The sequence below is a fragment of the Salinirubellus litoreus genome (genome assembly GCF_037335815.1).
In the GTDB taxonomy this organism is placed as follows: domain Archaea; phylum Halobacteriota; class Halobacteria; order Halobacteriales; family Haloarculaceae; genus Salinirubellus; species Salinirubellus litoreus.
Genome location: NZ_CP147841.1, coordinates 390,223 through 415,918, shown reverse-complemented (window position 1 = coordinate 415,918; position 25,696 = coordinate 390,223). Strand labels below are relative to the sequence as shown.

The 25,696-nt window shown below is 71.3% G+C and carries 28 protein-coding genes; 14 read left to right on the top strand and 14 right to left on the bottom strand.

The features are described 5' to 3' along the window. The first annotated feature begins 1 nt into the window (after position 1). Positions 2-502, top strand: a complete 501-nt coding sequence (locus WDJ58_RS02150; protein WP_338915982.1) for a PaaI family thioesterase — start codon at positions 2-4, stop codon at positions 500-502. 4 nt (positions 503-506) lie between these two features. Here the strand turns inward: WDJ58_RS02150 and WDJ58_RS02145 are convergent, their stop codons facing one another. The 3 genes from WDJ58_RS02145 to WDJ58_RS02135 all read right to left on the bottom strand — a co-directional run bounded on the left by WDJ58_RS02145 (position 507) and on the right by WDJ58_RS02135 (position 2,588). Continuing rightward, positions 507-1,001, bottom strand: a complete 495-nt coding sequence (locus tag WDJ58_RS02145) for a GNAT family N-acetyltransferase (RefSeq protein WP_338915981.1) — start codon at positions 999-1,001, stop codon at positions 507-509. Continuing rightward, the gene (locus tag WDJ58_RS02140) at positions 998-1,576 is read right to left on the bottom strand and encodes a cysteine hydrolase family protein (RefSeq protein ID WP_338915980.1); all 579 of its coding nucleotides are present in this window, start codon (positions 1,574-1,576) and stop codon (positions 998-1,000) included. Before WDJ58_RS02140 ends, WDJ58_RS02145 begins: the two co-directional genes overlap by 4 nt. 73 nt (positions 1,577-1,649) lie before the next feature. Beyond that, positions 1,650-2,588, bottom strand: a complete 939-nt coding sequence (locus tag WDJ58_RS02135; protein ID WP_338915979.1) for a mechanosensitive ion channel family protein — start codon at positions 2,586-2,588, stop codon at positions 1,650-1,652. A gap of 312 nt (positions 2,589-2,900) precedes the next feature. Here WDJ58_RS02135 and WDJ58_RS02130 point away from each other — a divergent pair, with 312 nt between their 5' ends. The 3 genes from WDJ58_RS02130 to WDJ58_RS02120 all read left to right on the top strand — a co-directional run bounded on the left by WDJ58_RS02130 (position 2,901) and on the right by WDJ58_RS02120 (position 5,424). Further along, positions 2,901-3,233: a hypothetical protein gene (locus tag WDJ58_RS02130; RefSeq protein ID WP_338915978.1), complete on the top strand. Its 333-nt coding sequence runs from the start codon at positions 2,901-2,903 to the stop codon at positions 3,231-3,233. Beyond that, positions 3,233-5,080: a ribosome biogenesis/translation initiation ATPase RLI gene (locus WDJ58_RS02125; protein ID WP_338915977.1), complete on the top strand. Its 1,848-nt coding sequence runs from the start codon at positions 3,233-3,235 to the stop codon at positions 5,078-5,080. The genes WDJ58_RS02130 and WDJ58_RS02125 overlap by 1 nt, the downstream gene beginning before the upstream one ends. Before the next feature lie 161 nt (positions 5,081-5,241). Next, positions 5,242-5,424 (top strand): hypothetical protein, encoded by a 183-nt coding sequence (locus WDJ58_RS02120; protein ID WP_338915976.1) that lies wholly within the window; start codon positions 5,242-5,244, stop codon positions 5,422-5,424. Between the two features lie 194 nt (positions 5,425-5,618). Here WDJ58_RS02120 and WDJ58_RS02115 read toward each other — a convergent pair whose 3' ends face one another. After that, the gene (locus WDJ58_RS02115) at positions 5,619-7,277 is read right to left on the bottom strand and encodes a potassium channel family protein (RefSeq protein ID WP_338915975.1); all 1,659 of its coding nucleotides are present in this window, start codon (positions 7,275-7,277) and stop codon (positions 5,619-5,621) included. Positions 7,278-7,498: 221 nt separating this feature from the next. Between WDJ58_RS02115 and WDJ58_RS02110 the strand changes: the two genes are divergently transcribed. After that, entirely contained in the window at positions 7,499-8,191 is a 693-nt protein-coding gene (locus tag WDJ58_RS02110) for a type 1 glutamine amidotransferase domain-containing protein (RefSeq protein WP_338915974.1), read from the top strand. Between the two features lie 76 nt (positions 8,192-8,267). Further along, complete coding sequence (upp, locus tag WDJ58_RS02105; protein ID WP_338915973.1) at positions 8,268-8,942, top strand: uracil phosphoribosyltransferase; 675 nt, start codon at positions 8,268-8,270, stop codon at positions 8,940-8,942. 355 nt (positions 8,943-9,297) lie between these two features. Here upp and WDJ58_RS02100 read toward each other — a convergent pair whose 3' ends face one another. After that, positions 9,298-9,591 (bottom strand): hypothetical protein, encoded by a 294-nt coding sequence (locus WDJ58_RS02100; protein WP_338915972.1) that lies wholly within the window; start codon positions 9,589-9,591, stop codon positions 9,298-9,300. Between the two features lie 160 nt (positions 9,592-9,751). After that, positions 9,752-10,105, bottom strand: a complete 354-nt coding sequence (locus WDJ58_RS02095) for a DUF7577 domain-containing protein (RefSeq protein ID WP_338915971.1) — start codon at positions 10,103-10,105, stop codon at positions 9,752-9,754. Positions 10,106-10,205: 100 nt separating this feature from the next. Here WDJ58_RS02095 and WDJ58_RS02090 point away from each other — a divergent pair, with 100 nt between their 5' ends. Further along, positions 10,206-11,297 carry a THUMP domain-containing class I SAM-dependent RNA methyltransferase gene (locus WDJ58_RS02090; RefSeq protein WP_338915970.1) on the top strand — a complete coding sequence of 364 codons (1,092 nt, stop codon included), beginning with the start codon at positions 10,206-10,208 and terminating at the stop codon, positions 11,295-11,297. Positions 11,298-11,347: 50 nt separating this feature from the next. Further along, complete coding sequence (locus WDJ58_RS02085) at positions 11,348-11,509, top strand: rubrerythrin-like domain-containing protein (RefSeq protein ID WP_338915969.1); 162 nt, start codon at positions 11,348-11,350, stop codon at positions 11,507-11,509. Between the two features lie 114 nt (positions 11,510-11,623). On the opposite strand, the gene WDJ58_RS02080 is transcribed toward WDJ58_RS02085, so the two are convergent. Further along, a complete protein-coding gene (locus WDJ58_RS02080) occupies positions 11,624-12,460 on the bottom strand; it encodes an extracellular solute-binding protein (protein WP_338915968.1) in 837 nt (278 codons plus the stop codon). Between the two features lie 212 nt (positions 12,461-12,672). Here WDJ58_RS02080 and WDJ58_RS02075 point away from each other — a divergent pair, with 212 nt between their 5' ends. After that, a complete protein-coding gene (locus tag WDJ58_RS02075; RefSeq protein WP_338915967.1) occupies positions 12,673-13,398 on the top strand; it encodes an ABC transporter ATP-binding protein in 726 nt (241 codons plus the stop codon). A 9-nt stretch (positions 13,399-13,407) separates the two neighbouring features. Here the strand turns inward: WDJ58_RS02075 and WDJ58_RS02070 are convergent, their stop codons facing one another. Beyond that, positions 13,408-13,980, bottom strand: a complete 573-nt coding sequence (locus WDJ58_RS02070; protein WP_338915966.1) for a metal-dependent hydrolase — start codon at positions 13,978-13,980, stop codon at positions 13,408-13,410. A gap of 99 nt (positions 13,981-14,079) precedes the next feature. Here WDJ58_RS02070 and WDJ58_RS02065 point away from each other — a divergent pair, with 99 nt between their 5' ends. From WDJ58_RS02065 to WDJ58_RS02055, 3 genes are read left to right on the top strand one after another with little or no spacing between them, the layout of a single operon-like run. Further along, positions 14,080-14,355, top strand: coding sequence for a hypothetical protein (locus WDJ58_RS02065; RefSeq protein WP_338915965.1), 276 nt, complete (start codon positions 14,080-14,082; stop codon positions 14,353-14,355). Beyond that, a complete protein-coding gene (locus WDJ58_RS02060; protein ID WP_338915964.1) occupies positions 14,352-15,476 on the top strand; it encodes a DUF4350 domain-containing protein in 1,125 nt (374 codons plus the stop codon). Before WDJ58_RS02065 ends, WDJ58_RS02060 begins: the two co-directional genes overlap by 4 nt. Further along, a complete protein-coding gene (locus WDJ58_RS02055; protein WP_338915963.1) occupies positions 15,469-16,482 on the top strand; it encodes an AAA family ATPase in 1,014 nt (337 codons plus the stop codon). Before WDJ58_RS02060 ends, WDJ58_RS02055 begins: the two co-directional genes overlap by 8 nt. Before the next feature lie 19 nt (positions 16,483-16,501). Here WDJ58_RS02055 and WDJ58_RS02050 read toward each other — a convergent pair whose 3' ends face one another. The 3 genes from WDJ58_RS02050 to WDJ58_RS02040 are packed head-to-tail and all read right to left on the bottom strand — an operon-like array spanning position 16,502 to position 19,226. Beyond that, on the bottom strand, positions 16,502-17,368 hold the full coding sequence (locus tag WDJ58_RS02050) for a hypothetical protein (protein WP_338915962.1): 867 nt from the start codon (positions 17,366-17,368) through the stop codon (positions 16,502-16,504). Next, a complete protein-coding gene (locus WDJ58_RS02045; RefSeq protein ID WP_338915961.1) occupies positions 17,365-17,739 on the bottom strand; it encodes a hypothetical protein in 375 nt (124 codons plus the stop codon). The genes WDJ58_RS02050 and WDJ58_RS02045 overlap by 4 nt, the downstream gene beginning before the upstream one ends. Then, complete coding sequence (locus WDJ58_RS02040; RefSeq protein WP_338915960.1) at positions 17,736-19,226, bottom strand: DUF58 domain-containing protein; 1,491 nt, start codon at positions 19,224-19,226, stop codon at positions 17,736-17,738. The genes WDJ58_RS02045 and WDJ58_RS02040 overlap by 4 nt, the downstream gene beginning before the upstream one ends. A 91-nt stretch (positions 19,227-19,317) precedes the next feature. Here WDJ58_RS02040 and WDJ58_RS02035 point away from each other — a divergent pair, with 91 nt between their 5' ends. Together WDJ58_RS02035 and WDJ58_RS02030 are read left to right on the top strand one after the other, a co-directional pair. Continuing rightward, on the top strand, positions 19,318-21,495 hold the full coding sequence (locus WDJ58_RS02035) for a hypothetical protein (protein WP_338915959.1): 2,178 nt from the start codon (positions 19,318-19,320) through the stop codon (positions 21,493-21,495). 42 nt (positions 21,496-21,537) lie between these two features. Beyond that, entirely contained in the window at positions 21,538-22,614 is a 1,077-nt protein-coding gene (locus tag WDJ58_RS02030) for a DUF1616 domain-containing protein (RefSeq protein ID WP_338915958.1), read from the top strand. A 25-nt stretch (positions 22,615-22,639) separates the two neighbouring features. Here WDJ58_RS02030 and WDJ58_RS02025 read toward each other — a convergent pair whose 3' ends face one another. The 3 genes from WDJ58_RS02025 to WDJ58_RS02015 all read right to left on the bottom strand — a co-directional run bounded on the left by WDJ58_RS02025 (position 22,640) and on the right by WDJ58_RS02015 (position 25,590). After that, the gene (locus tag WDJ58_RS02025) at positions 22,640-23,875 is read right to left on the bottom strand and encodes a Zn-dependent hydrolase (RefSeq protein ID WP_338915957.1); all 1,236 of its coding nucleotides are present in this window, start codon (positions 23,873-23,875) and stop codon (positions 22,640-22,642) included. 120 nt (positions 23,876-23,995) lie between these two features. Further along, the gene (locus tag WDJ58_RS02020; RefSeq protein ID WP_338915956.1) at positions 23,996-24,784 is read right to left on the bottom strand and encodes an SDR family NAD(P)-dependent oxidoreductase; all 789 of its coding nucleotides are present in this window, start codon (positions 24,782-24,784) and stop codon (positions 23,996-23,998) included. A 125-nt stretch (positions 24,785-24,909) separates the two neighbouring features. Next, positions 24,910-25,590, bottom strand: coding sequence for a zinc ribbon domain-containing protein (locus tag WDJ58_RS02015; RefSeq protein WP_338915955.1), 681 nt, complete (start codon positions 25,588-25,590; stop codon positions 24,910-24,912). Positions 25,591-25,696: the final 106 nt, after the last annotated feature.

Below are 25,696 nucleotides of genomic sequence, written 5' to 3'. Positions count from 1 at the left end.
TATGCCCGACCGCGACCCACACGACGTTCCCGAGGGTGCCATCGAGGCGCTCCAGCACTACTTCGACACCCAGCACGAGTTCCTCTCGTGGCTCGGCGTCGAGGTCGAGGAGCTCGGCGGGGGCCGGGCGGTCATGTCCATCCCCTACCAGTCGAAGCTGACGAACGTCCCGTGGCAGGGGGCCGAGGAGGATACGCGCCACCCGATACAGGGCGGGATCGCCTCGACGCTCGTCGACGTGGTCGGCGGCATCGCCCTCCGGCCGTACCTCGACGACCCGCTCGAGGACGGCATGGCGACGATCAACCTCAACGTGAACTACCTCCGACCGGCGGCGGGCGACCTCCGGGCCGAGGCCGAGGTCGTCCGGGCGGGTCGGAGCGTCGGCGTCTCGGAGGTGCTCGTGACCGGTGGCGTCCCCGACGACCGGGAAAGAGAGGAGGCCGTCGCACACGGCACCGGTGCCTACCGGCTGTTCCGCGGCGGCGACGAGGAGGAGTAGCCCGTTACAGCCGCTTCTCGAACCGGACGAGTTCGTACGCCCCGTAGCGTTCCCTCCCCGTCTCCCGGTAGCCGTGGGCGGCGTAGAACCCCGCCGAACCCTGCCGGGCGGCCGTCGAGAGGACGGCGCGCTCGAACCCGCTCTCCTTCGCCCGTCGCTCCAGCGCCGAGAGCACGCGCCCCCCGTATCCCTCGCCCTGGTGTTCGGGCGCGACCGCCATCCGGAACAGTTCGACCGTCTCGGTCCCTCCCTCTCCCTCGGCGGGCTTGTACCCGCCCGTGGCGACTACCTCCGACGCCCCGGAGGTACCGAGATCGACCACGAGGAACTCGCCGCCCGAATCGAGGTACGCGCGCTCGATTCGCCGGAGATCGTCGTTGCCCGGCACGTCGTCGGGGTCGGTCCCCGCCTCCCGAAGCGCGCGTTCGTGGACCGCCCGGACGGCGGGGCCGTCGCCCGGCCGGTAGCGCCGGACTCGGGGGTCTGCCCCCTCGGTCACGCGAACGTCACGTCGTCGCTCTCGATCACCTCGCCGAACAGCCAGTCGGCGTGGTCGAGGGCGTACTCGCGGTGGTCCTCCTCGATCGCGCCGATGCAGTCCTCGACCAGCACGGGTCGGTAGTCGCGCAACCCCGCCGACCCCGCCGTGTGGAGCACGCAGACGTTCGCGAGCGTCCCGCAGATCACGAGGTCGTCGATCCCTCGTGCCGAGAGCCAGCCGTCGAGCTCCGTCTCGAAGAAGGCGTCGTAGGTGTGCTTCTCGACGACGTGGTCGTTCTCGCCCACCGCGAGCTCCTCGACCAGTTCGGCCTCCCAGGACCCTTCGAGAACGTGCTCGCCCCACTGCTCGAACTCGTCGTAGTGGTGTGCGTCGTCGAACTGTTCGGGCGGGTGGACGTCGCGGGTGAAGATTACTCGAATGCCGGCGTCGTGGGCGCGGTCGACCAGCGAGACGACGGGATCGATGACTTCCTCGCTCCCTGGGGCGTAGAGCGCTCCGTCGGGCTTGCAGAACCCGTTCTGCATGTCCACGACGACGAGAGTGGTGTCGTCGGATGTGAACTCGGGGGACATATCCGGCGGTTGGGATGCGTCGGACAAGAGCGTTCGGCCAACCTTCTCGAACGCCTGCCGTGGTTCGACGGGATCAGTCGTCTCCCGCGGCTCCCTCCCCGTCCGACCGCGTCCGCGAGACCTCCTCCCGACCGGCGACGTCGACCTCGCCGAGGAGCTGCCGGTGCGGGTACGGCATGTCGATCCCGGCCGCGTCGAAGCGCTCCTTGACCGCCTGGACGTACTCCGAGCGGGCCTTCACGAAGTCCGAGCGCGAGGGGTCGGCGATCCAGAACCGCGACTGCAGGCCGACCGCGCTGTCCCCCAGCTCCGTCACCCGGACCGAGGGCTCGGGATCGTCGAGTATCGCCTCGTGCGCCTCCGCCTCCTCGACGACGATCCCCGTGGCCTCGTCGATATCGTCCTCGTAGCCGATACCGAAGACGAACTTCTGTCGGAGCGTGTCGTAGGCGACGGGGTTCGTGACGGCGTTGTTGGCGAGCGTCGAGTTCGGCACCGTGATGAGCTCGTTGTCGAAGGTCTTCACGCGGGTGACCCGCAGGCGGATCTCCTCGACGATCCCCTCGCCGTCCCCCCACTCGATCCAGTCGCCCTGCTCGAAGGGCTTGTCCTTGAGGATGAACAGCCCGGCGACGAAGTTGCCGATGAGGTCCTGTGCCGCGAACCCGATGGCGAGCGCGAGCGCGCCGCCGAGCGTCGCGGCCGCGGTGAGGAAGCTCGGGAGGCCCGCGGCCGCCAGCCCGATGGCGATGGCACCGACGAACACGACCGCCCGCGTCGTCTTCCGCGCGACGCCGCGGATGGTCCGGTCCATCCCCCGGGCCCTGAGCGCGCCGTCGACTAGCCGGACGAGGAGGAACCGTCCGACGACGTAGACGAGGACGAACGCGACGACGAACGCCACGACCTGGCCCAGGAGCCCGGTGTACTGTGCGACCAGTTCGGAGAGCGAGTCCGGGATCGGATCCGATCCTCCGGCCTGGAGGACCGGGAGACGCATCGAATCGAGCATCGATTCCACCCTCAACTCGGGGATAGTTTATACGCTGGGTTCGCGTCCCCCGTTTCTCCTTCCGGGCCGAACGACTCCGAACTACCGTCAGGGTCCGCGTACGGCCGCCCGAACGCTCGCGATACCGCCGCTCGTTTCCCGGTCGCCGTCGGTCGGAGTTCGAGTTCGCGCCGAAGCCAGTACCGCCCCGGCCGACCGGGCCCCGGTTTCGCCCCCGACTGCTCCGTCCGCGCGACACGGCCCCTCTCGTCCCGTGCCCCGTCTCGTCCCGTAAGCGAACCGCTTTTGCCCGCGCCCCGCCGAACGACGGGTATGGCGACAGAAACGGTCGACGCTCGGGCCTCGCACATCCGGGGCCTGACCGTCACGACGCTCGCGTCGCTCGCGGGCCTCCTGGCGGCCATCGGCTCCTCGGTGGTGACCGCCGGGGCGGCCGAGCCGGCCACCTCCCAGACCGGGCTCTACGTGCTCGTCGCGGCCATCGTCGTCCAGTTCCCGATCCTGCAGGCGCTCGGCAGCACGGGGCTCGTGGCGGTCGACGTCGAGGACTTCGGGGCCAAGGACTACCTCTACGTGCTCTTCATGACCTTCGCCCTCTGGTTCGTCGGCTGGACGGTGCTCCTCACGGCGGGGACGACCTTCTGATGGCCGAGGACAGCATCGCGGTCGTCGACCTCGACAGGTGCCAGCCCGACCGCTGTAACTACGAGTGTGCGAACTTCTGCCCCCCGAACCGGACCGGCAAGGAGTGCATCGTCACCCGGGGCGAGCGCTACGAGGAGGGCGAGGAGTTCGACGGTAAGCCCGACCAGATCAGCATCTCCGAGGAGATCTGCCTGGGCGAGACCTGCGGCATCTGCGTCGAGAAGTGCCCGTTCGACGCCATCGAGATAATCAACCTCCCCCAGGAACTCGAGGAGGACCCCGCCCACCGCTACGGCGAGAACGCCTTCGGGCTCTACGGCCTGCCGGCCCCCCGCGAGGGACGGGTGACGGGCGTGCTCGGGCCGAACGGGATCGGGAAATCCACCGCGGTGCGGGTGCTCGCCGGCGAGATCCAGCCGAACCTCGGACGCTACGACGATCCACCGGAATGGGACGAGGTCCTCGACCAGTACCGCGGGACGGCGCTCCAGAACTACCTCGAGGACCTGGAGGAGGGCGGCCTCACCGTCGCCCGCAAGCCACAGTACGTCGACCGCATCCCCGACCAGTTCTCGGGGAACACGAACCAGTTGCTCTCGAGTGTCGACGAGCGGGGCGCTGCCGACGAGATCACGGAGCGCCTCGACATCGCGGCGGTCCTCGACCAGGACATCGACACGCTCTCCGGGGGTGAACTCCAGCGGGTCGCGATCGCGGCGACGCTCGTCCGCGACGCCGACTTCTACTTCCTCGACGAGGTGACGCCGTACCTCGACATCGGCCAGCGCGTCACCGCCGCGCGGCTGATACGGGAGCTCGCCGAGGAGGAGGACCGCTCGATGATGGTCGTCGAACACGACCTGGCGATCCTCGATCTCATCGCCGACACGCTCCACGTCGCCTACGGTCGCCCCGGGGCGTTCGGCGTCGTCACGAGCCCCAAGTCGACGCGCAACGGCATCAACGAGTACCTCTCGGGCTACCTCGAGAACGAGAACATGCGCATCCGCCCGGAGGCGATCCAGTTCGAGGAGCACGCCCCCCGAACCGTCTCGGGCCACGCCGAGACGCTCGTGGAGTATCCCGACCTCGTCAAGTCCTACGGCGAGGGCGAGTTCACCCTCGAGATCGACGCCGGGGAGATACGCCGGAACGAGGTGCTCGGGATCGTCGGTCCCAACGGCATCGGGAAGTCCACGTTCGCGAAACTGCTCGCCGGTCGGCTGGAGCCGACCGAAGGGAACGTCGACTTCGCGCTCGACATCTCCTACAAGCCCCAGTACGTCGAGATCGACCAGCCGATGCGTGTCGACGCGTTCCTCGCCTCGATCACCGACGACTTCGGCACCTCCTACTGGAACACCGAGATCGCCGGCCCGCTCCAGTTAGAACGGATCATGGAGCAGGACCTCACGGACCTCTCGGGGGGCGAGCGCCAGCGGGTCGCCATCGCGGCGTGTCTCTCCCGGGAGGCCGACCTCTACCTGCTCGACGAGCCGAGCGCGCACCTCGACGTCGAACAGCGGGTACTCGCCACGCGGGCCATCCGACGGTACACCGAGAACCACGGCGCGACGGCGATGGTCATCGACCACGACATCTACATGATCGACCTGCTGGCCGACCGCCTGCAGGTGTTCGAGGGCACGCCGGCCGAGCACGGCCGCGCCGGCAAGCCCGTCGGGATGCGTGAGGGGATGAACGAGTTCCTCGCCAACCTCGACGTGACGTTCCGCCGGGATCAGCGCACCGGCCGTCCGCGGATCAACAAGCCGGGATCACAGAAGGACCGCCAGCAGAAACGGGCCGGCGAGTACTACTACACGCCCGAGGACGACGAGGAGTAGAGCGAGGTTCGTTCGGATTTCGGTGCTACCCGAGCCGACCGTTCTGAGCGGGCCGATACGGCACGACCGTCAGTGGTCCTCTCGTCGCGTCCCGGTTCCGACTCTCACTGTCGGGTTTCTCACCGTCGGGATTCAAGTCATCCACGCCCGGGAACTGAGGTGTGGCCTCCCAGGGTGACATCCGCGTGCTGCTCGCGCTCGACCTCCTGCTCTCGCTCGTGTTCGCGAGCGTCGTCGTCTGGGGGCTCGACTTCATCGGCGTGGTCGAGTTCACCGCCACCAACGTCGCCGTCGGGACGCTCTGTCTCGCGGTCCTGACCTACCTCGTCGTGTTGCGGGGGTAGCCAGCCGAAGGCCGGGGGCGAGCCATCGGCGACGTTCGCGGAGCCTCGCCCGTCCCGGCGGCGTGACGCGTCGTCCGTCCGACTCGCCGGGGTGCTATCCGTCCGTTCACTCGTCGCGCGCTCGCCGGATCGTCGGGTAGTCCGACCGTTCCGGCGACGCTCTCCACTGGTTCGATCCTCCTACCCCCACCCGCTCACGAGGTGTCGACCGTTCGCTCGAACCGCTGGATCGCGTCGTCGCTCCCGGCGACGAACACGTCGTCGTCACCCTCGATGACCGTCCGCTCGTCCGTGTGTACGGTGCCGTCGCGCGCGACACCGAGCACGGTCCACCCCCGCTCGACGTCGCGACGGGTGTCCTCCAGCGATTCGCCGGCGAACGGCGTCGCGTCGGCCCGGACGAGGCGGATCTGGCTGATCGGGTCGACGACTCGCTCGCCGTGGACCTCCGAGGCGACCAGTCGGGCGCACACTCGCTGGATGGAGAGGACGTAGTCGGCCCCCGCTCTGAACGCCGCTCTCGCCTTCTCACCGTCGGTCACACGAACGAGGATCTCGATCTCGTCGGAGAGCGACCGGGCCATGGCGACGGTCAGCAGTGCGGTCGAGTCGTCGTCGACGGTGACGACCAGCGCCGAGGCGTCGTCGATACCGGCCTCGCGGAGCGTTTCGGGTTCGGTGACGTCGCCGACGACGTCGGGCTCCCGCTCTGCCAGTTCGTCGATCGTCGTCGCCGAGACGTCCGCCGGGAGCGCCTCGACGGCCGCGGATCCGCCCTCGCCCGCCCCGGCGACGACGACCGTCGAGGGGGCGGTGATGCGCCGGGAGCGGACGGCCGCGATCTCGTTCGTCATCTCGTCGATCTCCCGCTCGGGTCCGGCGACGACCAGGACGGTGTTCGGGGTGAGCACGTCGTCGGGTGACGGCGGCAGGCGTAGCTCGCCGTCGAACCACCCGGCGACCAGTGTCAGGTTCGGGTGGTCCGCGACCGGCGAGTCCCGCACCCGGACGCCGTGGAGCGGACTATCCCGTCGGACGAGAATCTCGCGGACGTCGACCTCGTCGCTGTCGGGCCGTTCGTCGACCCTGACCGGCGTCGTCGCTTTCTCCGCCAGCCGCTGGCCAATCAGCGCGTGCGGCGCGACGCTCCGGTCGACGCCGACCTCGGTGAGCGCAGACTTGCGCCGCGTCGACTCCGTGAAACTGATCACTCGCAGGTCCTCGTTGGCCTCCAGCGCGGTCAGGACGATGCTCGCCGTCCTGTCGCCGGCGTCGGTGATCAGCAGCGACGCCCGTTCGATCGACGCGCGGTCGAGGTCGTCTCGCTGCTCGGGGTCGCCGTTGATCACCTGGTAGCCGGCGTCCGAGAGGCGCTTCGCCTCCGTCTCGTCGGGATCGAGCAGGACGTACTCCACGTCGAGTTCCTCGAGTTCCTCGAGGAGTACGTCGGTGTCGCGCCGGTACTCGGCGACGACGACGTGGTCGTCCTTGGTCGTGAGGCGGTCGTCGAGGTTCAGTGGCGTTCGTTCGAACAGCGGGATGACCAGAACGCGCAGCGTGACGAACCCGACGACGACGCCGGTGACCTGGATCGTCACCATCAGCACGTTCATCGCCGGGGTCGCCCAGGGCGAGTCCGCCCCGTATCCGGTCGTCGTCATCGTCTCGACGACCGTCTGGAACGACCGGAAGACGGACTGGGGTCGGTCTTCGAGCGCCCGCATCCCCCAGTTGTAGACGGCCGTGTAGAAGAGGACGACCAGGACGAGCGAGACGGCGAAGACCACCAGCAGCCGTTGACGTCGTGAGAGATCTTTCGGGTGTATCCCCCTGAGGTTCCGTAGCTCTCGCATCGTAGCGGTCCGGTTGTCATACGAGTAGCCGTTCCGACCGGTTAAGCGTCCGGCTTGCGCCCGGAACCGTTGCTCGCTCCCCAGGCACCAATGCCGGGGTCTCCCGTCTCCAGCGGTATCCCGACGGCTACCGGGGCTCGTCCGCCTCGGGGTCCCGATCCCCCCGTCTTCGGCGTACGATATCGCGGAACTCTTCCGGCGCGCGCCGGTAGTCCGGACGCATGACTGACGCGCTGTTCGTGGTCAGCGAACACGGCTACTGGGGCGAGGAGTGTATCGAACCGCTCGAGACGCTGAGCGACGCGGGCGTCGAGGTGACGGTGGCGACGCCGACCGGGAACCCACCGGAGATCGACGAGCGCTCGGCCGATCCGGAGAACGTCGGCGAGGACACCGCCGAACGGGTCCGCGAGGCCGACGAATCCGACCCGCGACTCAATAACCCCGAGAAGATCGCCCGCGTCGACGCCGGGGACTACGATACAGTCGTCTTCCCCGGCGGGCACGGGACCGTGTGGGACATAAATCAGGACCGCCACGCCCGGACGCTGCTGCGCGAAGCCGTCGAGGGCGACGACGGGACCGCGCTCGTGGTCTGCCACGCGGTGGGCCTCCTCGCGTTCACCCGCGAGGAGTCGGGCGGGTTCCTCGCCGACGGTCGCTCGGTGACCGGCTTCCCGAACGCGTGGGAGGAGGACATCGTCGACGAGGACGACCTGATGCCCGACGGCCGGAAACTGCCGTACTGGGTCGAGGACGAGGTCCGGGCCGTGGGCGCGGACTGGGACGCCGAACTCGACGCCGACTCGTCGGTGCGGGTCGACGGCGACCTCGTGACTGCCCGCGGTCCGGGCTCCTCGGCGGCCGCCGCGCGAACCCTCCTCGACGAACTCGGCATCGAGACCCCGGCCTGAACGGAGGCCGAGCCCGCTCGCCGGGCCGGACCGCCCGGCACCCCCATTTATTCCGGTGGCCGACCCTCCTCCGGGTATGCCCATCGAGGACCGCGGCGACGCCTTCGTCGTCACGCACGCACTGGCGAAACACACCCTCTCGGACCTGCGGTCGGTGTCGACCGAGCAGGTGGAGTTCCGCAAGGGCCTCGTGAAGCTCGGGCGCATCTGCGGCTACGAGATCATCGACGGGATGATGGACACCGAGTTCGTCTCAATCACGACCCCCCTGGCCGATACGACCGGCGAACGGGTGAAGGGGCTCGATCAGGTGACGGTCGTGAACGTGCTCCGGGCGGCGACGCCGTTCGTCGAGGGGCTGCTGAAGGCGTTCCCGACGGCCAAGCAGGGGGTCGTCTCGGCCTCCCGCGACGAGTCCGCCGGGATGGATTCGTCAGGAGCGTTTCCCATCACGATGGACTACATCAAGCTCCCCGAGATCGGCCCGGAGGAGACGGTCATCGTCGCCGATCCGATGCTCGCCACCGGCTCGACGATGGTCTCGGTACTGGAGGAGGTGCTCGAACAGGGGACCCCCGACCGGCTGCTGGCCCTCTCGGCGGTGTCGGCCCCGCCCGGCCTCGTCAGCGTCCGGGAGGCGGTCCCGGAGGCGGACGTGCTGACCGTCAGCGTCGACGAGCGCCTCGACGACGACGGCTACATCGTCCCCGGCCTCGGCGACGCGGGCGACCGCGCCTTCCGGACGAAGTGAGCTGTCCTCCCGGCGGGGGGGCGCCGAGCGGTGTGTGACTCGCACCCGAGACCCCCTTCTTTCGACTGGAGAACCCGCCGGAGATACCGGTTTTCGACCTCCAGCGGAACGTCCGGAGGCCGCCTCCCGACCGCTCGGGGGGACTCCGGAGCGTTCCGGACCGTTCCGAACCGCTCCCGAACGCCCCGGAACCGCCGGATCCGTGCCCGCCGCTCTCGACCGACGGAACCCGTCCCCGCGATTACTGGTCGGGATGGGCGACGACGTGGTAGCCGTCGGCGAACCCGACCCGGTAGTATAGTAGCGTTTGGAAGTCTTTGCTCACGGACGGGGGACCGTCCCCGTCCGGAGTGTGTCATCGGTTCCAAACGCTACTATAGGTCTCCCCTCGACGGAGGTACACCCTCGGGGTCTCCCCGTCGCCCGTCAACCCCTCGATCCGGTCGCGGAGGCTCTCGAACGCCGGCGACCCCCGATCGGATTCGACCACGTACTCCCCCTCCTTGAGCGCGGTTCGGACGATCTCGCGCTCGGCCTCCGGGAGGTCCTCGAAGGCGATCGGATCGGCCGAGTCCCCTCCGGACGCGGGGGGACACCCGTTCGAACCAGAGCCGCCTCGGCAGGCTCGCGGTTCCTCGGGGGATGTCACCGTCGGGAAGCCCGCTCGTACACGCCGCGAGGCCGACGCCGGCGAACAGCGCGCCATGCCGCAGGAGAGCTCGACGCATCTCGCACACGACGGACGGTCACCCGTCCGGTGATAAGTGTCTCCGGTGGACGGGGTGTGCCCGGTATCGATCGGTCCGTGCTCACCCGAACCCGGCGTCGCCCGTCCCGCCGCCCCCGACGGAGCCGTCGTAGACCGAGTCGGGGAGTTCGGCCCCGCACTCACGACAGTAGTGGTATCCCCGCTCGTTGCCGGCATCACAGGCCGGGCAGTCGACGGGCCCGCCCGGGAACCGTCGTTCGCCCTCCTCGATACGTTCGGTCGCCCGGCGGCGACCGAGGTAGGCCCCGATCGCCACCGCGACGGCGGTCAGCAGGACGACGGCGGCGGCGAGCAACAGCGGGGAGAGACCGGAGAGCGGGGCGAGGCTCGGCAGTGCCCCAGTCGGCGGTTCGGGCGATGCGGCGAGCGGGCCGAAGGTAGAGAGCGGGAGCATCACGGCGCGGTGACACCTCCGTTTCGGGTCGAACTACCCGTCCGATCGGTAAAAGACCTGTGGGAGGGGGGTTCATGCCTCCCGGCCGCGATCACCGACCGTGTCGTTCGACGCCGTCGCGACCACGAATCCGGGACTCGAACGCGTCGCCGCCGCCGAGGTGGTCGATCTCCTCGGGAGCGACGCGACCGCCGACGTGGATCACCGCGGGGCGATCCGTTTCGCGTGTGCGCCGGGCGACTTCGCCCGTCTCAACCGCCGCTCGCGGACGCTCCACCGCGTCCTCTGTGTCCTCCGCGAGACCCGGTTCGAGGACCTCGACGACGTGGCCCGGGCCGTTCGTCGGCTCCCCCTCGAACGCTACCTCGCCGAGAGGCAGTCGTTCGCGGTCCGGGCTTCCCGCCACGGCGACCACCCGTTCGGGAGCCCCGACGTGGCCGAGGTCGTCGGGCAGGCAGTGATCGACGGCTACCGCGACGCGACGGGCCACCGTCTCGCGGTCGACCTCGACGACCCGGACGTGGCGCTCCACGCGACCGTCCGTCACGACCGCTTCCGCCTCGCCGTCGACACCACCGGCACCTCGCTCCACGACCGGGGGTGGCGCGTCTGCGAGCACGACGCGCCGATCCGCCCGACTGTGGCCGCCTCGCTCGTCCGACTCGCCGGGCTCTCTCCGGGGGAGTCGCTGCTCGATCCGACCTGCGGGTCGGGGACGATCCCGGTCGAGGCCGCACTCTACGCCCGTGGCATACCCCACTCGCCCGACCGCGGCTACGCGCTCTCGCGGCTCGGGTTCCTCCCTTCGGGAGCTACTGACGGGGACCGCCGCGACGGTCGGCGCGGCTCGGGGGACGGGGTCGCCGTGATCGGCCGGGACGCCGATCCGTCGTGGATCGAGTGTGCCCGCGAGAACGCCCGATCGGCGGGCGTCGACACGAGGTTCGATGTCGCCGACGCCACGACCACCCCGCCCGAAGCCGACCGCGTCGTCTGTAACCCGCCCTACGGGGTGCGCCTCGACGACCCCGAACCGCTCTACCGCGACCTGTTCCGGTCGTTCGACCGCGGCTCCTGGTCGCGTCTCGTCCTCATCACCGGCCGCGAGGGGCTCGTCCCCTGGGAGCCCGACGAGCGGTTCGGCGTCCCGCTCGGTCGACTCGACGCGGCCGTCCTCGTCTTCGATCGGTAGCCGCCGTTCCCGTCCGCTGGGAACCGGATCGGTGTTACTTGGGCCCGTGGATGGGAGTGTCACTCATGACGCGAACCGATCCGTACACTCCGCGCGAGCGACGACCGTACGAGTGCCCGCGCTGTGGGTATCGAACTACCGCGGCGGATGGGGCCGGCAGCTGTCCCGACTGTGGAACCCACCTCGCCGATCTCGGCGTCCCCCGGGAGTGATCGGACCGCTGGACGGGATCGCTTCACACGGACGGTTGTAACGATTTACCGGTGAGCGCCCGGGCGGGATCGGCGCTCACCGATAAAAGACTACAACCGTCCGTATCACGCCGATCACCCGGTGTTCGTCCGGAGATCCCTGCTCGCGGGTAGCTCCGGGTATCTCGGTGGGACGCTGAAGCCGAACCGTCGGAGCCGCTCGGCCCCGTAGACGAGGTCGGCACAGACTGCCCGGCCGCGCTCCGTGAACGGTGCCGCGCCGTACCGGATGAGTTCGCCGCGGCGGGTCGTCCCGTCGACGCTCACCGTCGCCTCGCGGTACCGGTCGGCGTACGCGGGCTCGGAGAGGTCGAGTTCCGGGGGGAGGTCGACTCGGGGGGCGCCGTGGTTCTCAGCCATGTTCCGGTAGACGAACGCGGCGTCGAGCGGGCCGTCGATGAGCGTCCGGACGAGCTGCGTCTCGGGGAACACGTTCGAGCTCTCGACGATGCCCTCGACCGGGAGACCGGCGCGTCGGGCGAGATCGAGGGTGAGGAGCGTCCGGTAGCCCAGGGGGTCGGTCCGCGGGTCGGTCCGACCCACCGTGACGTCCTCGCGGGCGAGCGCGGTCACCCAGTCGCTCTCGATGGCCGACGCGGCGGGCGACTCGGGGTCGTACGCGACGGCCATCGCGTTCGTGGCGAACGTCGCCGTCCACCCCACGAGAGCGCGAACCAGCGCCGGGTCCGCGAGCGCGACCGCGTCGGGCTCGCGCAGGCCGTCCTCGACGAGTCGGGCGGCCGCCAGGCTCCCGTGTGCCTCCACCACCGCGCCCGGGACGGCCTGTGCGAGCGGCAGGAGGCTCCCGGCTACGAGGAGTGTGGCTCGCTCGTCGGTCGGTCTGCCGGTCCCGAGACACCCGCCGAAGGCGGCGAGCGTCCCGAAGCCGGCGAGCAGGCGGCGTCGGTGCATGCGTGTTATCGGACCCGATCCCCCGCTGAGCTAGCTACGGACGGTTTCGAAGACCGGGATACGTAACTCTCGATGGTATCTCGATCGTATAAGCCTGCCCCCTGACACCCCCGGTTCCGGTCTGCTCCGCCCCTGCTCGTCGTTCGGTCGCCGCGAGCAGCTCCCGACCCGACAGCCTTACGACCCGACCGGCGGAACCCGACGCCGAACCGATGGACCGAGCGGCTGACACCCCCGATCCGGACTCGACCGCATCGGAGTCCCCGGCTTCGAGGTCGAACGCGGACCCGGTCCTGCGGGCGGAGTCGGTGACGGTCGAACGCGGCGGTCGGCGCGTCCTCGACGGCGTGTCGTTGTCCGTCCCGGCGGACGCCCGGCTCCTGATACGCGGGCCGAGCGGGGCCGGGAAGACGACGCTGTTCCGCGTCCTCGGCCTGCTCGAACCGCCCACGTCCGGCGAGGTGTACGTCGAAGGTCGGCCCACGGGCTCGCTCCGCGAGGGCGAGCGCGCGGCCGTCCGCCGGGAGACCGTCGGCATCGTCTTCCAGGACTTCCAGCTCGTACCGGACCTCACCGCCCGCGAGAACGCGGCGCTCCCCCAGGAGCACGCCCGCGGGAACCGCGACCCCGACTGGCTCGACGAACTGTTCGACCGGCTCGACATCGCCGACCTCGCGGGGCAGTACCCGGCGACGCTCTCGGGGGGCGAGCGCCAGCGGGTCGCCATCGCCCGCGCGCTCGCCAACCGACCGGCGGTCGTGCTGGCCGACGAGCCGACCGGACAGCTCGACCCCGACACCGCCGAGCGGACGCTCTCCTTGCTGTTCGAGGCCCGCGAGGCGACGGGGACTGCGCTGGTCGTCGTCAGCCACGACCGATCGCTCCTCGACCGGTTCAGCGCTCGGGTTCGGCTCGTCGACGGTCGACTCGACGAGTAGTGTAGTCGGTCAGACCGTCTCCTCGGTCCCTCGTCCGTCGACTGCCCGGCGCACCCACGCGAGCACCGTCCGCAGTCCCGGCGCGCCTTGGAGGAGCCAGAGCGCGAGCATCCCCACGGCTAGGAGCACGCCCTCGGAGTAGATCACCGAGGCGTCGAGCCGCGCGAGGTGGGCGAACAGCCCCTCGAGCTCGGACTCCGCGCCCGGGATGGGGAGCAGCGGCCAGACGAGGAACGCGAGGCTCCGCCAGGTGCCGGCCAGCGCGAACGTGTACGAGTCACCCACCAGGTGCGAGAGGTAGCCGACGGCGAACGCCGTCGCCGCCGTCCGGTGGCCGCGCCGCCGGAGGAACAGGACCACGACCAGGAGGATGACCCCGCCGGTGATCACCGAGTGGGCCAGCGAGCGCCCGTACTCGAGGACGTGGACGTACCACGCCAGCGGCTTGTCGATCAGGTCGGGCGTCTGCGTCCCGACGAGGAGGGAGACGACGCCGACGCCGGTCGGCGGCTCTCGCGTCCGGAGCCAGACGAACACCGAGTACAGGAGGTATCCCAGGGCGGCGTGTCCCCACGGCCACATTACCTCCCGGTACTACCAGTCGACGCATAGGTCCACTGGTTCCGTCGTCGGGGAGTGCCGTCCGTCAGAGACATGTACGTCCCTCCCGAGGGGGTTCCCGTGACGGGCCAACGGCGTCTCCGGTTCGTCCGCGTGCAGGTCGCGTGGATGCTCGGGGCCGCCCTCCTGCTCTCGCTCGTCGGGGCGCTCGACTACGGCCTGTTCTTCCTCGCGTCGCTCGTCGGACTGCTCGTCCTCGCGACCGCGACCGAGCCGGCGGCCACCACCCCCCGGTGGCGGCGACGGCTCCGGTGGCTGGCGTACGCCGGGCTGGTCGTCTTCGCCGTCGTGGTCCTCCGGCGACTCGCGGGGAGCCTCCCGCGGGGGCTGCTGTGAGCTCCTCTCCTACCCCTGCCCCCGACTTCGACCTCGACTACCCACGGCTCCTCCTCGTCGGCCTCTCGCTCGCGGTGCTCGTCGGGCTGGTCGTCGCGGGCACCACCTCGGCGGCGGCGTTCGGAGCCTTCAACCCCGGCTGGGAGGGGACCTCGGAGCTCCGTGGACTCGCCGAGGAGGCCGGCACCGAACACGGGGTCGCCGTCAACACCAGCCGGTACGCGACCGTCGACCCGGGGACGACGGTCGCGGTCGTGCTCTCGCCGGACCGGGCGTACACGGATCGCGAGGCGGCCCGCGTCCGCGCGTTCGTCAGGGACGGCGGGACGCTCGTCGTCGCCGAGGACTTCGGGTCGAACGCCGACCCGTTCCTCGACGCGGTCGGTGCGGGGACCGGCTTCGACGGGACGCTCCTCCGCGACGAGCGCTCGGAGTGGCGCTCGCCGGCGATGCCGGTCGCGACGGGGGTGACGAACCGGAGCGAGACTCCCTACACGGAGGAGGTCTCGGCGCTCACGCTGAACTACGGCACGGCGCTCGAACCGGGGCCGAACGCGACCGTGCTCGTCAGGAGTTCGCCGTTCGCCTACCTCGACGCGGACGGCGACGGTTCGCTCGGCGGCAACGAGTCGCTCGGTGCCCGTCCCGTGGTCGCGGTCGAACCCGTCGGCGAGGGCCGGGTTGTCGCCGTCTCCGACGCCAGCGTCTTCCTCAACGCGATGCTCGAACGCGAGGGGAACCGCCGGTTCGCGCTGAACCTCCTCGGGAGCGGCGAGCGCGTCCTCGTCGACGCCTCGCACTCGACGGTACCACCGCTGTCGGCCGCGCTCGTCGCCGTCCGATCCTCCCCGCTCCTGGGGTTCGGCCTCGCGGTCGTCGTCCTCTCGCTCGTCGGCGCGTGGGGGGCCGGGTGGACCCGTCGCCTCCGATCGCTCGTCCCCGGGAGCCTCCCGTGGGGCGGCCGCCGCGGGGCCGACCGCCCGGCTCCCTCCGGAGACGTCGCGGTCGACGCGCTGGTCGCGTACCTCCGCCGACGCCACCCCGACTGGGAGGAGGACCGCGTCCGCCGCGTGGCGCAAGGTGTTTTACCGGACGGTGCCGAACGCCGAGAGGATGAGTGATCCCGAGGCGGTCGCACGCGCCGTGCGCGAGGAGATCGGGAAGGTGCTTATCGGGAACGAGGACGTGATCGACGGGCTGACCGTCGCGCTGCTCACGCGGAGCCACGTCCTCCTGGAGGGGGTCCCCGGGGTCGCGAAGACCACGATGGCGAACCTGTTCGCGCGGGCGACCGGCCTCGACTACAAGCGCATCCAGATGACCCCCGACGTGCTGCCCGCGGACGTGACGGGGACCCACGTCTACCGCGAGGCGACCGGCGAGTTCGATCTCCAGAAGGGGCCCGTCTTCTCGAACGTGGTCGTCGCCGACGAGATCAACCGGGCGACGCCGAAGACCCAGTCCGCCCTCTTGGAGGCGATGCAGGAGCGCCGGGTGACTATCGAGGGAGACACCCACGAGCTGCCCGATCCGTTCGCGGTCATCGCCACGCAGAACCCCATCGAGATGGACGGCACCTTCGAGCTCCCGGAGGCACAGCGCGACCGCTTCCAGTTCCGGTTCGTCGTCGGCCTGCCCGACAGGGACACCGAGTGGGAGCTACTGAACCGCTTCGACGCCGACCCCGACCTCGGCCCGGAGGACGTCGAGCAGGTCGTCACGCCCGAGGAGATCGTCGCGGCCCGCGAGACCGCCCGGGGGACCTACGTCAGCGACGCCGTCAAGGGGTACATCCTCGACCTCGTGGCCGCGACCCGCGAGTCCCCCGACACCGAACACGGGGCGTCCCCGCGTGCGGGCATCGCCTTCCTGAACGCCTCGAAGGCCCACGCCGCCGTCGAGGGGCGCCAGTACGTCATCCCCGACGACGTGAAGCTACTCGCCGAGCCCGTGCTCGCCCACCGGCTCGTCCTCTCCACCGACGCCGAGCTCGGGGACGTCACCCCCTCGGAGGTGGTCCAGTCGGTCGTCGGCTCGGTCACCCCGCCGGGCGGCGAGGAGCCCGAGACCGGTACCGAAGCGGGTGCCGAGGCGGTCGGCGACGGCGGCGACCCGGTCGAGGAGTAATCGCGAGCGACCGGCGCGCTCACTCCCGCTCGCCGACGGGCTCGATCACGACGACGGCGTCGTGTCGGTCGTCGCCCGAGACGACACGTACGGAGACCGGCTCGTCGAGCACCCGCGCGGCCCCCGTCGCCACGAAGGAGGCGACCGGGTGGTCGAACCCGTCGACGGGGCCGAGCGCGCTCCCCGTGACGCCCATCCTGAGCGCCCGGCCGTCGACCTCCGGCGTCGCCCGGTCGACGAGTTCGAACCCGTCGGCGAGCCCGGCCGCGAGCTGGTCGCCCGCCGTCGGGAGGTCCTCGCCGAGCGGACCGTCGAGCGTCCGCTCGAACTCGCCGAAGAGTGCCTCGCCCGTCGCGTCGACGACGAGCCCCCGCTCGGCGGGGTCGTCGCTCACGAGGAACCCGGGCGACGGATCGGACGGCACCGTGAACGCCGACCGCTGGGGGACGAACAGCCTGATCCGGTCGTCCGCTCCCCGAACGTAGATACGCTCGTCGCTCAGCCCGACGTCCTCGGCGAGGGCCGCGAGCCCGTCGGCGTGCGTCCGGGCGGCCGCCTCGCCGACGGCCGCCGCGACGAACCGCTCGGGCGTGAGGTAGTAGGTGAAGACGGCCCCGAAGAGCCCGGTTGCGGCGAGGACGAACAGCGTCTCGCGGCTCCCGGGAAAGAGCCAGCCCCCGGCCCCCGCGAGCAGCCCGACGACGGCCAGCCCGAGCGCGGTCCGCCGGTAGCTCGATCGGCGTGATCTGGCGTACTCGGCCCGGATGCGACGGTTCTCCTCGCGGAGCAGTTCGACCTGGGCCGCGAGCTCCTCCCGGTCGGTCGACCCGTTCGTCTCGCCGACTGCCTCCCCGTCCCCGTCGGCCCGCCCCGCCCCGCGGCTCACGCGGGCTCACCCCCGGCGAGGAACCGATCGTAGCGGTGGACGGTGTAGAGCACGGTGCCGGCGACTACCAGGAGCCCGACGGCGACGACCCACGGCGGCATCCCCGCCGGATCGAGCGCGAGCCTGACCGCGCCGAGCGCGACGCCGACGCCGACGGCGACGGGTAGCGTCGCCCGCGCGTCGGTCGCCAGGGCGTCACCCACCAGGAGCAGGCCGACGGCGACGGCCTCGATCCCGAGTAACGACGGGAGCGACGGCTCGCCGACGACGAGCAGCGCGAGGAGGTGGACGGTGACGAACCCCACGAGGCCGGCACCGAGCGCCCGCCCGCCGCCCACCCGCGCGTCGTCGCTCGGGGTGTCGTCGCTCACCGCGACACCCCCGCCCGGGTGCCGGTCCCGCGGCGTCGACGGTCGGCCAGGAGCGCGCCGATGCGGTCGCCGGGGGCCACCTCGAACGCGCGAACGCGATCGAGCGCGTCGAGCCCTCGCCGGAACTCCTCGAACTCGAGGTAGCGACCGTACGCCCCCTCCAGGTCGGCGAGCCCCCCGGGCTCGAACAGCACGGTCGGGCAGAGGAAGACGAGACACCGGCCGCTCCCTCGGCTGGCGAGCCGCGCCGTCTGGCGGGTCTCGGTCGGGTGGGTGTCGTCGGTCAGGAGGACGGTCCAGGTCGTCCCGCGGAGGCGGGCGAGCCGCGTCCGCGCCGTCGCGAACACGGGGTCGCCGACGACCCGATCGACGTAGGGATCGCCCGCCTCGAACAGCGGCCCGAGCCGGCGGCCGAACGCCGAGTCGTCGTCGGCGAGCGCCGCCGCCGCCCGCCGCGCGTCCGCCGGCGAGCGGCCACCCACGCGACCGCTTCCTCCCGGGGACTCGGTATCGGCTCTCTCCCCGTCCCCGTTCCCGTCCTCGGGGGACGTCGGCTCGAGCCCCTCCAGCGTCCCCCGGACGGCGTTGTACGTCCGGGCGGTCGTGTCCGGGGGGTGGACGGCGGTCGCCCCGCCGTCGCCGACGGCGTAGCAGCCGAGCGGGTCGTTGAGCGCCCGCGCGCTGGCGAGGAACGCCAGCGCGACCTCGCGGGCGAAGTCGAGCTTCCGTTCGCCCTCGCGGCCGGTCGCCATCGTTGAACGATGATCGACTACCAGCGCGGTCCGGCGGTCGGTCTCGGCCTCGAACTCACGGACGTAGGGTGCCGAGAGCCGGGCGGTCGCCTTCCAGTCGATGCGGTCGGCGGCGTCTCCGGGGTGGTACTCGCGGAGTTCGGCGGGGTCGAGCCCCGAGCCGAGCCGACCGGCCTCGTGCTCGCCGAACGCCGTCGCCACCTCCTCCCCGCCGGTTCCCACGTGGACGTTCCGTGGGGTTCGGGGGTCGGCCGTCAGAGTCGCCCCCGGCTCCAGCGAGCGAGCGGTCCCGAACCACCCGCGCGGGCCCGTCGCCTCGACGGTCGGGCGGCCGAACCCGTGACGCCCGGCGACGCCGACCCGGAGCGTGAACGCCGTGGTCGCCGCCGTCTCGCCCGCCGGGACGGAGACCGTTCGTGACCCCTCGGCCCGCGCCGCGACCGGCGGGGTCGAACCCACACGTAGCGAGAGCCGCGAGGGCTCGACGAGCCTCGCGCGGAGCGTGACCGTCGCGGGCTCGTCCGTGACGACCGTCGCGGGGTCGACCTGCTCGTCGACCGACACCGTCCGTTCCACGGCCCGCGTCTCCTGGAGGACCGTCGCGCTCGCGACGATGAGCCACGCGAGGAGGCCGGCCGCCGGGTAGAGCAGGAGCGGCCGGGCGAGCAGGAGCGCGAGACCGGCCAGTGCGACCGCCGCACCGCCGACCGTCGTGGCCCGGCGCGTGGGATACATCTACCCCGCGAACGCCCGCCCCGGAATCAAAGCTTTCGTTCGCCCCGGAGGGACAGGCTTTAGCCCGCCGCGGCGCACTCTCGATCGAATCGTGTCCGCGCGTCGGTCCGCCGTCGTCCTCGCCTGCTCTATTCTCCTCCTCGGAGCGGTGGCCTCGCCGGTCCTCGCCGGGGGGACCGTCGAGGCGATCGGCGACTCCGACCCGACCCTCGTGGTGGGTAGCGTCGGGGTCGTCTCGGCGGGGAACAACACGACGATCAGACACCGGAACCCCGAGGCCGGCGACGAGCCGGGCGACATCGCGGCCGTCCAGGCGCACCTCGCCGGGGAGATGGGTCGAGTGATCGTCGACTGCTCGCGGGCGGTCAGCGTCGGCGGGTTCGATCCCTGCGAGGGGCTGAACGGGAGCTACCGGGACTCGCTCTCGAAGTACGCGGAACTGTCGCGCGAGACGGAGGATGGTCGCGACGACGCGAACGTCCGCTCGTTCCGGCGCGCCCGCAACGAGAGCCGGGAGTACGCCCGGACCGTCCGGCGGTTCCGCGAGACCTACGAGACGTACCGCGAGGCCCGGGCGAACGGGGACACAGAGCGGGCCCGCCGGGCGGCCCGCGAACTCCGGACCCTGTCCGAACGGGCCGACCGGACCGGCGGAAACCTCACCCGGTCGCTCGGTAACGTGACCCGGGCCGGCACCGACGTCGCCCCTGCCAGCCGGGCGGTGAACGAGACGACGGCGAACGTGACGCGGACGGTCGAGGGGATCGAGCGGGACCTGTTCGTCGGGACGGAAACGACCGCGAGGGTGAACGGTTCCGCCGCGTCGTTCCTCGACCCACTGGTGGTGACCGGGCGGGTGACGGCGGCGAACGGGACGGCCATCCCGAACGCGAGCGTCGGGCTCACCAGGATTCGAGGCCGGAACACGACGGAGCGCGTCCGGACCCGCACGCGGACGAACGCCACTGGCCACTACCGGCTCAGCTACCGCCCGGTGACGACCCCCGTGGGCTCCGTTCCCTTCGTCGTCCGGCTGTTCCCGGACGGTGAGTCCGCGTACCTCCCCTCGAACGGGACGGTGAGGACACGGGTCGAGCAGGTCCCGGCGAACCTGACGGTGCTTGCGGCACCCGGGGAGACGGCCTACGGTGACCGGCTCCGCGTGCGGGTACTGGTCACCGCCGCCAACGAAACCGGAGAACGGGTCACCGTCGCGAACCTCCCGGTCGCCACCAGGATCGGCGAGTTCCGGATCGGCTCGGGCCGGACCGGGAGCGACGGGACGGCCGTCCCCGACGGCCGGCTCCCCGCGGCCGTCCGGACCGGCGACCGGCAGCTCGTCGTCGGGTTCGAGGCGGTCGACCGCGCCATCGCCCCGACCACCGAGATCGTCGAAATCGACGTCCGAGAGACGGAAACGACGATCGACGCGACCGCCCGGATGCCCACGGAGGGGCGCATCACGGTCGAGGGGACGCTCACGACCGCCGACGGCCGCCCGCTCGCCCGCCAGCCGATCCGGGCCACCCTCGCGGGACGCTCGCTGGGACTGCTCCGCTCTGACGAGAACGGGTCGTTCGAGGCGAACCTCTCCGTCCCGGCCGAGGTCCTGCCGGCCGAGGGGACGGGTGAACGGGATCTCGGGCTGGTCTACGACGGATCGGGACGGAACCTCGGCTCGACCGAGACCGTTCTGACGGTGACGCTCGCGGCGGCCGACGCGGGACCCGACCTCCCCTTCGACGGTCCTCTCCTCGCGCTCGCCCTCGCCGTGCTCCTCTTCGTGGTCGCCGGGGGTGCCGTGGCCCTCGTCCGGCGGCGGGGCGTCGACGAGGACCGGCCCGCCCCCCGCGAACACGGGGCGGGCGGGGGTGAGGAGCCGACCGTCGACGTCCCGGCGGCGCTGGCGACGATCCGCGCGGCGATGGGGTCCGGCGACTACGACCTCGCGACCACGGCCGGCTACCGGACGGTCAGGCGCGCGCTCGCCGGCCAGGTCGGGGCCCGACCCGACGCGACCCACTGGGAGTTCTACGGCACGTGTGCGACCGACGGGGTGGACCCCGAACGCCTCGACGCGGTTCGGCGGCTGACCGAGCGGTTCGAGCGGGTCGCGTTCGCGGGGGAGGAGGCCTCGCAGTCGGTCGCGGCCGCGTCGCTGGCCGACGTCGAGACGGTCCTCGGGAACGAGGCGGGCGGCGATAGCGGCCGCGACGATCGGGTGGCGGGTGGAGCGACCGACGCGGGGACGGACATCGGCGGTTCGTAGCGACCGACCGGTTTTTACCCGTCACTCCCCTGCGGGCTCCTGATGGTCGAATCGCAGGTCCCCGGGAGCGGCGGCGTGGGGACGGACGCCGACCTCGTGGCCGCCCTCGCACTGACGGTCGCGGCCACCTCCACGGTACTCCTCCCGTTCCTCGCCGGGACGCCGCTCCGGGCCGCCCTCGGATTCGCGTTCGTCCTCCTGGTCCCCGGATACGCGCTCGTCGCCGCGCTGCTTCCCGGTCGCGCGGCCGCAGACCGCGAGAACGATAGCGCGGCGACGGACCGGGACGCCCCGGGCGGGGTCGCCCGGACGGCGCTCGGCGTGCTCTCGAGTGTGGTCCTGGCGGCGGTGATCGGCGGTGTGCTGAGCCTCACTGTCGGCCTCGGCGAGACGAGCGCGGTGGTGACGCTGGCCGGCGTCTCGGTCCTCCTGATCGCCGCAGCCGCCGTTCGCCGCCGCTCGCTCCCGCCGGACGAGCGGTTCGCGGTTCCCGTCCGGGCCTGGGCCTCGACGGCGCGGACTGCGCTGGTCGATCCGGAGACGCGCGGTGGCGCGGCGCTGAACGCGATTCTCGCCGTCGCGCTGGTCGTCTCCCTCGGCGGGGCGGCCTACGCGACGGCGGTTCCGGGCAACCAGGAGCGGTTCACCGAGTTCGGCCTCCTCGCCGAGGACGCCGACGGCGACCTCGTCGCCGCCGGCTACCCGACGCGGTTCACGGCGGGCGAGCCGCGCTCGCAGTACGTCGAGATCACGAACCGGGAGGGCGAGACCGTCTCCTACACCGTCCTCGTCCGGCTCCAGCGCGTCACCGTGACCAACGACAGCGTCGAGGTGCGAGAGCGCGAGGAGATCCGTCGGTTCACCCCCCGACTGGCCGACGGGGAGACCTGGCGACACAATCACACCCTCACCCCGACGATGACGGGTGAACGACTCCGGCTCACCTACCTCCTCTATCGCGGCTCGCCGCCCGCCGAGCCGACCGTCGAGAACGCCCACGTCCACACCTACACCTGGGTGAACGTCTCTGCCGCGAACGGGACGGCAGTAGACGAGAGCGAGGGCGCTCTCACCCCGACCCCCGCAACGGGCGGTCGCCTCGGGGCCTCCAGTAGCTGACGTCGGTTCGGGGCCGCTCGGGTGGCTACGCCTCCGTCGTCGCCAGTTCGAGCGTCGCGTTCGCGTACGCCAGCGCGCCGGCCACGCAGTCCGCCCACTCGGTGAACTCCGACTCGTTGTGGGTGAGACCGTCGACGCTCGGGACGAACACCATCCCCGACTCGGTGATCGACGCCATGTGGTTCGCGTCGTGTCCGGCCCCGCTGACGATGTGCTGGTACGGTACGTCCGCGGCCTCGGCACCCGCGGCGACGGCCTCGCGGACGACCGGCGAGAACTCCAGCGGGTCGATCGACCACAGCCGTTCGAATTCGTACTCGACGCCGTGGCGCTCGGCGGCGCTCGCCACCTCGAACTCGACCGCTTCGGGTGCACGCGAGATCACGTCCGGGTCGTACGAGCGGACGTCGACCGTGAACGTCACCTCGCTGGGGATGACGTTGATCGAGTTCGGCGTGACGTCCATCCGGCCGACCGTGGCGACGGCGTCCTCGGAGAGCCGGTTCGGGAGGTCGTTGATCTCGCTCGCGGCGTCGACCGCGGCCGCCAGCGCGTCCCGGCGGTCGTGCATCGCGGTCGGGCCGGCGTGGTTGGCCTGCCCCTCTAGCGTGGCCGCCATCCAGTTGAGCCCGAACACTCCGTCGACGACGCCGATACTGGAGCCGCTCTGCTCCAGCGTCGGCCCCTGCTCGACGTGGAGTTCGAGGTAGGCGTACACGTCGTCGATCCCCGCGGGTGCGTCGCCGTCGTAGCCGATCCGTTCGAGCTCCTCGCCGAGCGTCCGCCCCTCCGAGTCGGCGAGCGAGCGGGCGTGATCGGCGTCGACGGCCCCCGCGGCCACGCCCGATCCGAGCATCGCCTGCTCGAACCGCGATCCCTCCTCGTTGGTCCAGTTGACGAGTTCGACCGGTCGAGCCGTCTCCACGCCCTCGTCCTCGAACGTCCGGAGCGTCTCGAGGGCCGTGAGCACGCCGAGCTGGCCGTCGTAGCGCCCCCCGTAGGGCTGTGAGTCGAGGTGCGATCCGATCAGGACCGGCGCGGCGTCGGGGTCGCGTCCCTCGCGCCGGCCGAACGTGTTCCCGAGTTCGTCGACGCGGACGTCGAGGTCGAGCGCTTCCATGTGTTCGACGAGGAGGTCACGCGCCTCGTGGTCGGCGTCGGTGAGCGCGAGGCGGTGGAGCCCGCCAGCCTCGGTCGCCCCGATCTCGGAGTAGGCCTCGAACGTCTCGCGGAACCGGTCGGCGTCGATGTCGAGTGGCATACGACTACCCGCTCGCGGGGCCGGATATATCTATGTCCGTTCGCCGGGTCGTCCGTCCGCGATCTCGCCCGGCCCGGGACCCTGCGCTCCCCCGAGCGACGGTGGCTCCCGCGAACCCCGTCAGAGCACCTGCCAGCCGCCGTCGACGGCGAGCAGTTCGCCCGTGGTGTAGCCGGCACCCTCGCTGGCGAGGTAGAGCATCGCCGGGGCGACGTCCTCGGGGACGCCCGCTCGCCCCATCGGGAGCGGCTTGAGAAAGTCGTCCTCCTCGGCCTTGCGGTTGGCCTCCTCGGTCCACCCCTCGGTGAACTCGGTGGCGATCTGTCCCGGGGCGACCGCGTTGACGCGGATGCCGTACTCCGCGAGTTCGAGCGCCGATCCGCGGGTGATCATCCGTATCGCCCCTTTCGTCGTGTCGTAGCCGGCCTGGCCGAACTGGGCGACGTTCGAGCTGATCGAGGCGGTGTTGACGATACACCCCTCGACCCCGCGCTCGATCATGTCGTTGGCGGCGGCCTGCGTCCCGAAGAACGTCCCGCGGACGTTCACCCCGTACATCCGGTCGAGGTCGGTCGGGTCGGCCTCGCGCAGCGAGTCGCCGAGCGTGAGCCCCGCGTTGTTGACCATCACGTCGACGCCGCCGTACTCGCGGGCCTCGGCGACGAGGTCTCTCAGCTGAGCGTGCTCCGAGACGTCCGTCTCGACGTAGGCCGCCGTGCCACCCGCTTGCTCGATCAGTTCGTGGGTCGGCACGTTCTCGTCGACGCCGTGCGGGTCGGGGTCGACGTCGGCGTTCACGACCGTCGCGCCCGCCTCGCCGAACGCCAGGGCGGCCGCCCGGCCGATCCCCGAACTGGCACCCGTGACGACGACCGTCTCGCCGCCGAAGTCGAACTGGAGAGAACCCATGTTCGTGGGTCGTCGGGACGGCGATTAAAGCTTGACGCGTCGCTCATACGGTCGTGCGTAGTCCGTTACCGGCGATCCCCGACCTCGCCCGGGTAATCGACGGTACATCGTTACGCACGACCGTATCAGCGCCCGGCCGTTTCGGCGATGCGCGAGAGGTACGCCTCGCGGGAGATGTCGCCGCTGGCGAACTCGCGGCCCCACGACGATTCGACGGTGAGCCGTCCCACCCGGTTCCCGTCCGAGGTCGCCACGATGCGCAGCCGCTCGGCCTCCCCGCCCGAGGCCGCGTACCGGGCGTAGAGTTCGGCGACGGTCGCCACCTCCCCGGTGAACGCCTCGTTGGAGGTGGCGTCGGTCTCGTAGACGAGTTCGAGCTGTCGGCCGCTGTAGCGGACCGTCTCGACCCGGTAGTCCTCGGCCACCGCGGCGCGGAACTCCCCGGCGGTGAACGTCCCGTCGTCGTTCGGCTCGATCGCGTCGACCGCGCCGTAGCGGTAGCCCAGCCCGAACGGGTCGCTCAGGACGAACACGCCGGATCCGGCGAGCACGGCGACGGCGGCGACCGACAGGACGAGCGCGGCGGCGACCACCGGAAGGGGGTTCTCGGCCACGAGGTCGAGGAAGCTCGGGGTCTCGAGCTCGGACTCGAAGTCGTCCTCGGTGACCTCCACCCGTTCGAGTCGCATCGCGCCACAGCGGTCGCAGGGCGGGTTGTTCTTGGGGTGCTCGTGGCCGCACTCCGGACAGCGCCACACGTCATAGCGCATCCGCGACGGCTCCGAGGACCCCCCGCTGTCTGCCATACCACCCCGTAGTGACCGGAGCCACTCTACCCTGTCGTTCGAGCGACGGAACCGGCCGTCCCGACGCGTGTGATTCGATACGGGCCTCCAGGTCCAGGGGGGAGAG

Coding starts and splice junctions, on each gene's coding strand:
- WDJ58_RS02150 (WP_338915982.1), top strand. CDS start 2: ATGCCCGACCGCGACCCACACGACGTTCCCGAGGGTGCCATCGAGGCG.
- WDJ58_RS02140 (WP_338915980.1), bottom strand. CDS start 1,576: ATGTCCCCCGAGTTCACATCCGACGACACCACTCTCGTCGTCGTGGAC.
- WDJ58_RS02135 (WP_338915979.1), bottom strand. CDS start 2,588: ATGCTCGATTCGATGCGTCTCCCGGTCCTCCAGGCCGGAGGATCGGAT.
- WDJ58_RS02130 (WP_338915978.1), top strand. CDS start 2,901: ATGGCGACAGAAACGGTCGACGCTCGGGCCTCGCACATCCGGGGCCTG.
- WDJ58_RS02125 (WP_338915977.1), top strand. CDS start 3,233: ATGGCCGAGGACAGCATCGCGGTCGTCGACCTCGACAGGTGCCAGCCC.
- WDJ58_RS02115 (WP_338915975.1), bottom strand. CDS start 7,277: ATGCGAGAGCTACGGAACCTCAGGGGGATACACCCGAAAGATCTCTCA.
- WDJ58_RS02110 (WP_338915974.1), top strand. CDS start 7,499: ATGACTGACGCGCTGTTCGTGGTCAGCGAACACGGCTACTGGGGCGAG.
- upp (WP_338915973.1), top strand. CDS start 8,268: ATGCCCATCGAGGACCGCGGCGACGCCTTCGTCGTCACGCACGCACTG.
- WDJ58_RS02095 (WP_338915971.1), bottom strand. CDS start 10,105: ATGCTCCCGCTCTCTACCTTCGGCCCGCTCGCCGCATCGCCCGAACCG.
- WDJ58_RS02085 (WP_338915969.1), top strand. CDS start 11,348: ATGGGAGTGTCACTCATGACGCGAACCGATCCGTACACTCCGCGCGAG.
- WDJ58_RS02080 (WP_338915968.1), bottom strand. CDS start 12,460: ATGCACCGACGCCGCCTGCTCGCCGGCTTCGGGACGCTCGCCGCCTTC.
- WDJ58_RS02075 (WP_338915967.1), top strand. CDS start 12,673: ATGGACCGAGCGGCTGACACCCCCGATCCGGACTCGACCGCATCGGAG.
- WDJ58_RS02070 (WP_338915966.1), bottom strand. CDS start 13,980: ATGTGGCCGTGGGGACACGCCGCCCTGGGATACCTCCTGTACTCGGTG.
- WDJ58_RS02055 (WP_338915963.1), top strand. CDS start 15,469: ATGAGTGATCCCGAGGCGGTCGCACGCGCCGTGCGCGAGGAGATCGGG.
- WDJ58_RS02040 (WP_338915960.1), bottom strand. CDS start 19,226: ATGTATCCCACGCGCCGGGCCACGACGGTCGGCGGTGCGGCGGTCGCA.
- WDJ58_RS02030 (WP_338915958.1), top strand. CDS start 21,538: ATGGTCGAATCGCAGGTCCCCGGGAGCGGCGGCGTGGGGACGGACGCC.
- WDJ58_RS02025 (WP_338915957.1), bottom strand. CDS start 23,875: ATGCCACTCGACATCGACGCCGACCGGTTCCGCGAGACGTTCGAGGCC.
- WDJ58_RS02020 (WP_338915956.1), bottom strand. CDS start 24,784: ATGGGTTCTCTCCAGTTCGACTTCGGCGGCGAGACGGTCGTCGTCACG.
- WDJ58_RS02015 (WP_338915955.1), bottom strand. CDS start 25,590: ATGGCAGACAGCGGGGGGTCCTCGGAGCCGTCGCGGATGCGCTATGAC.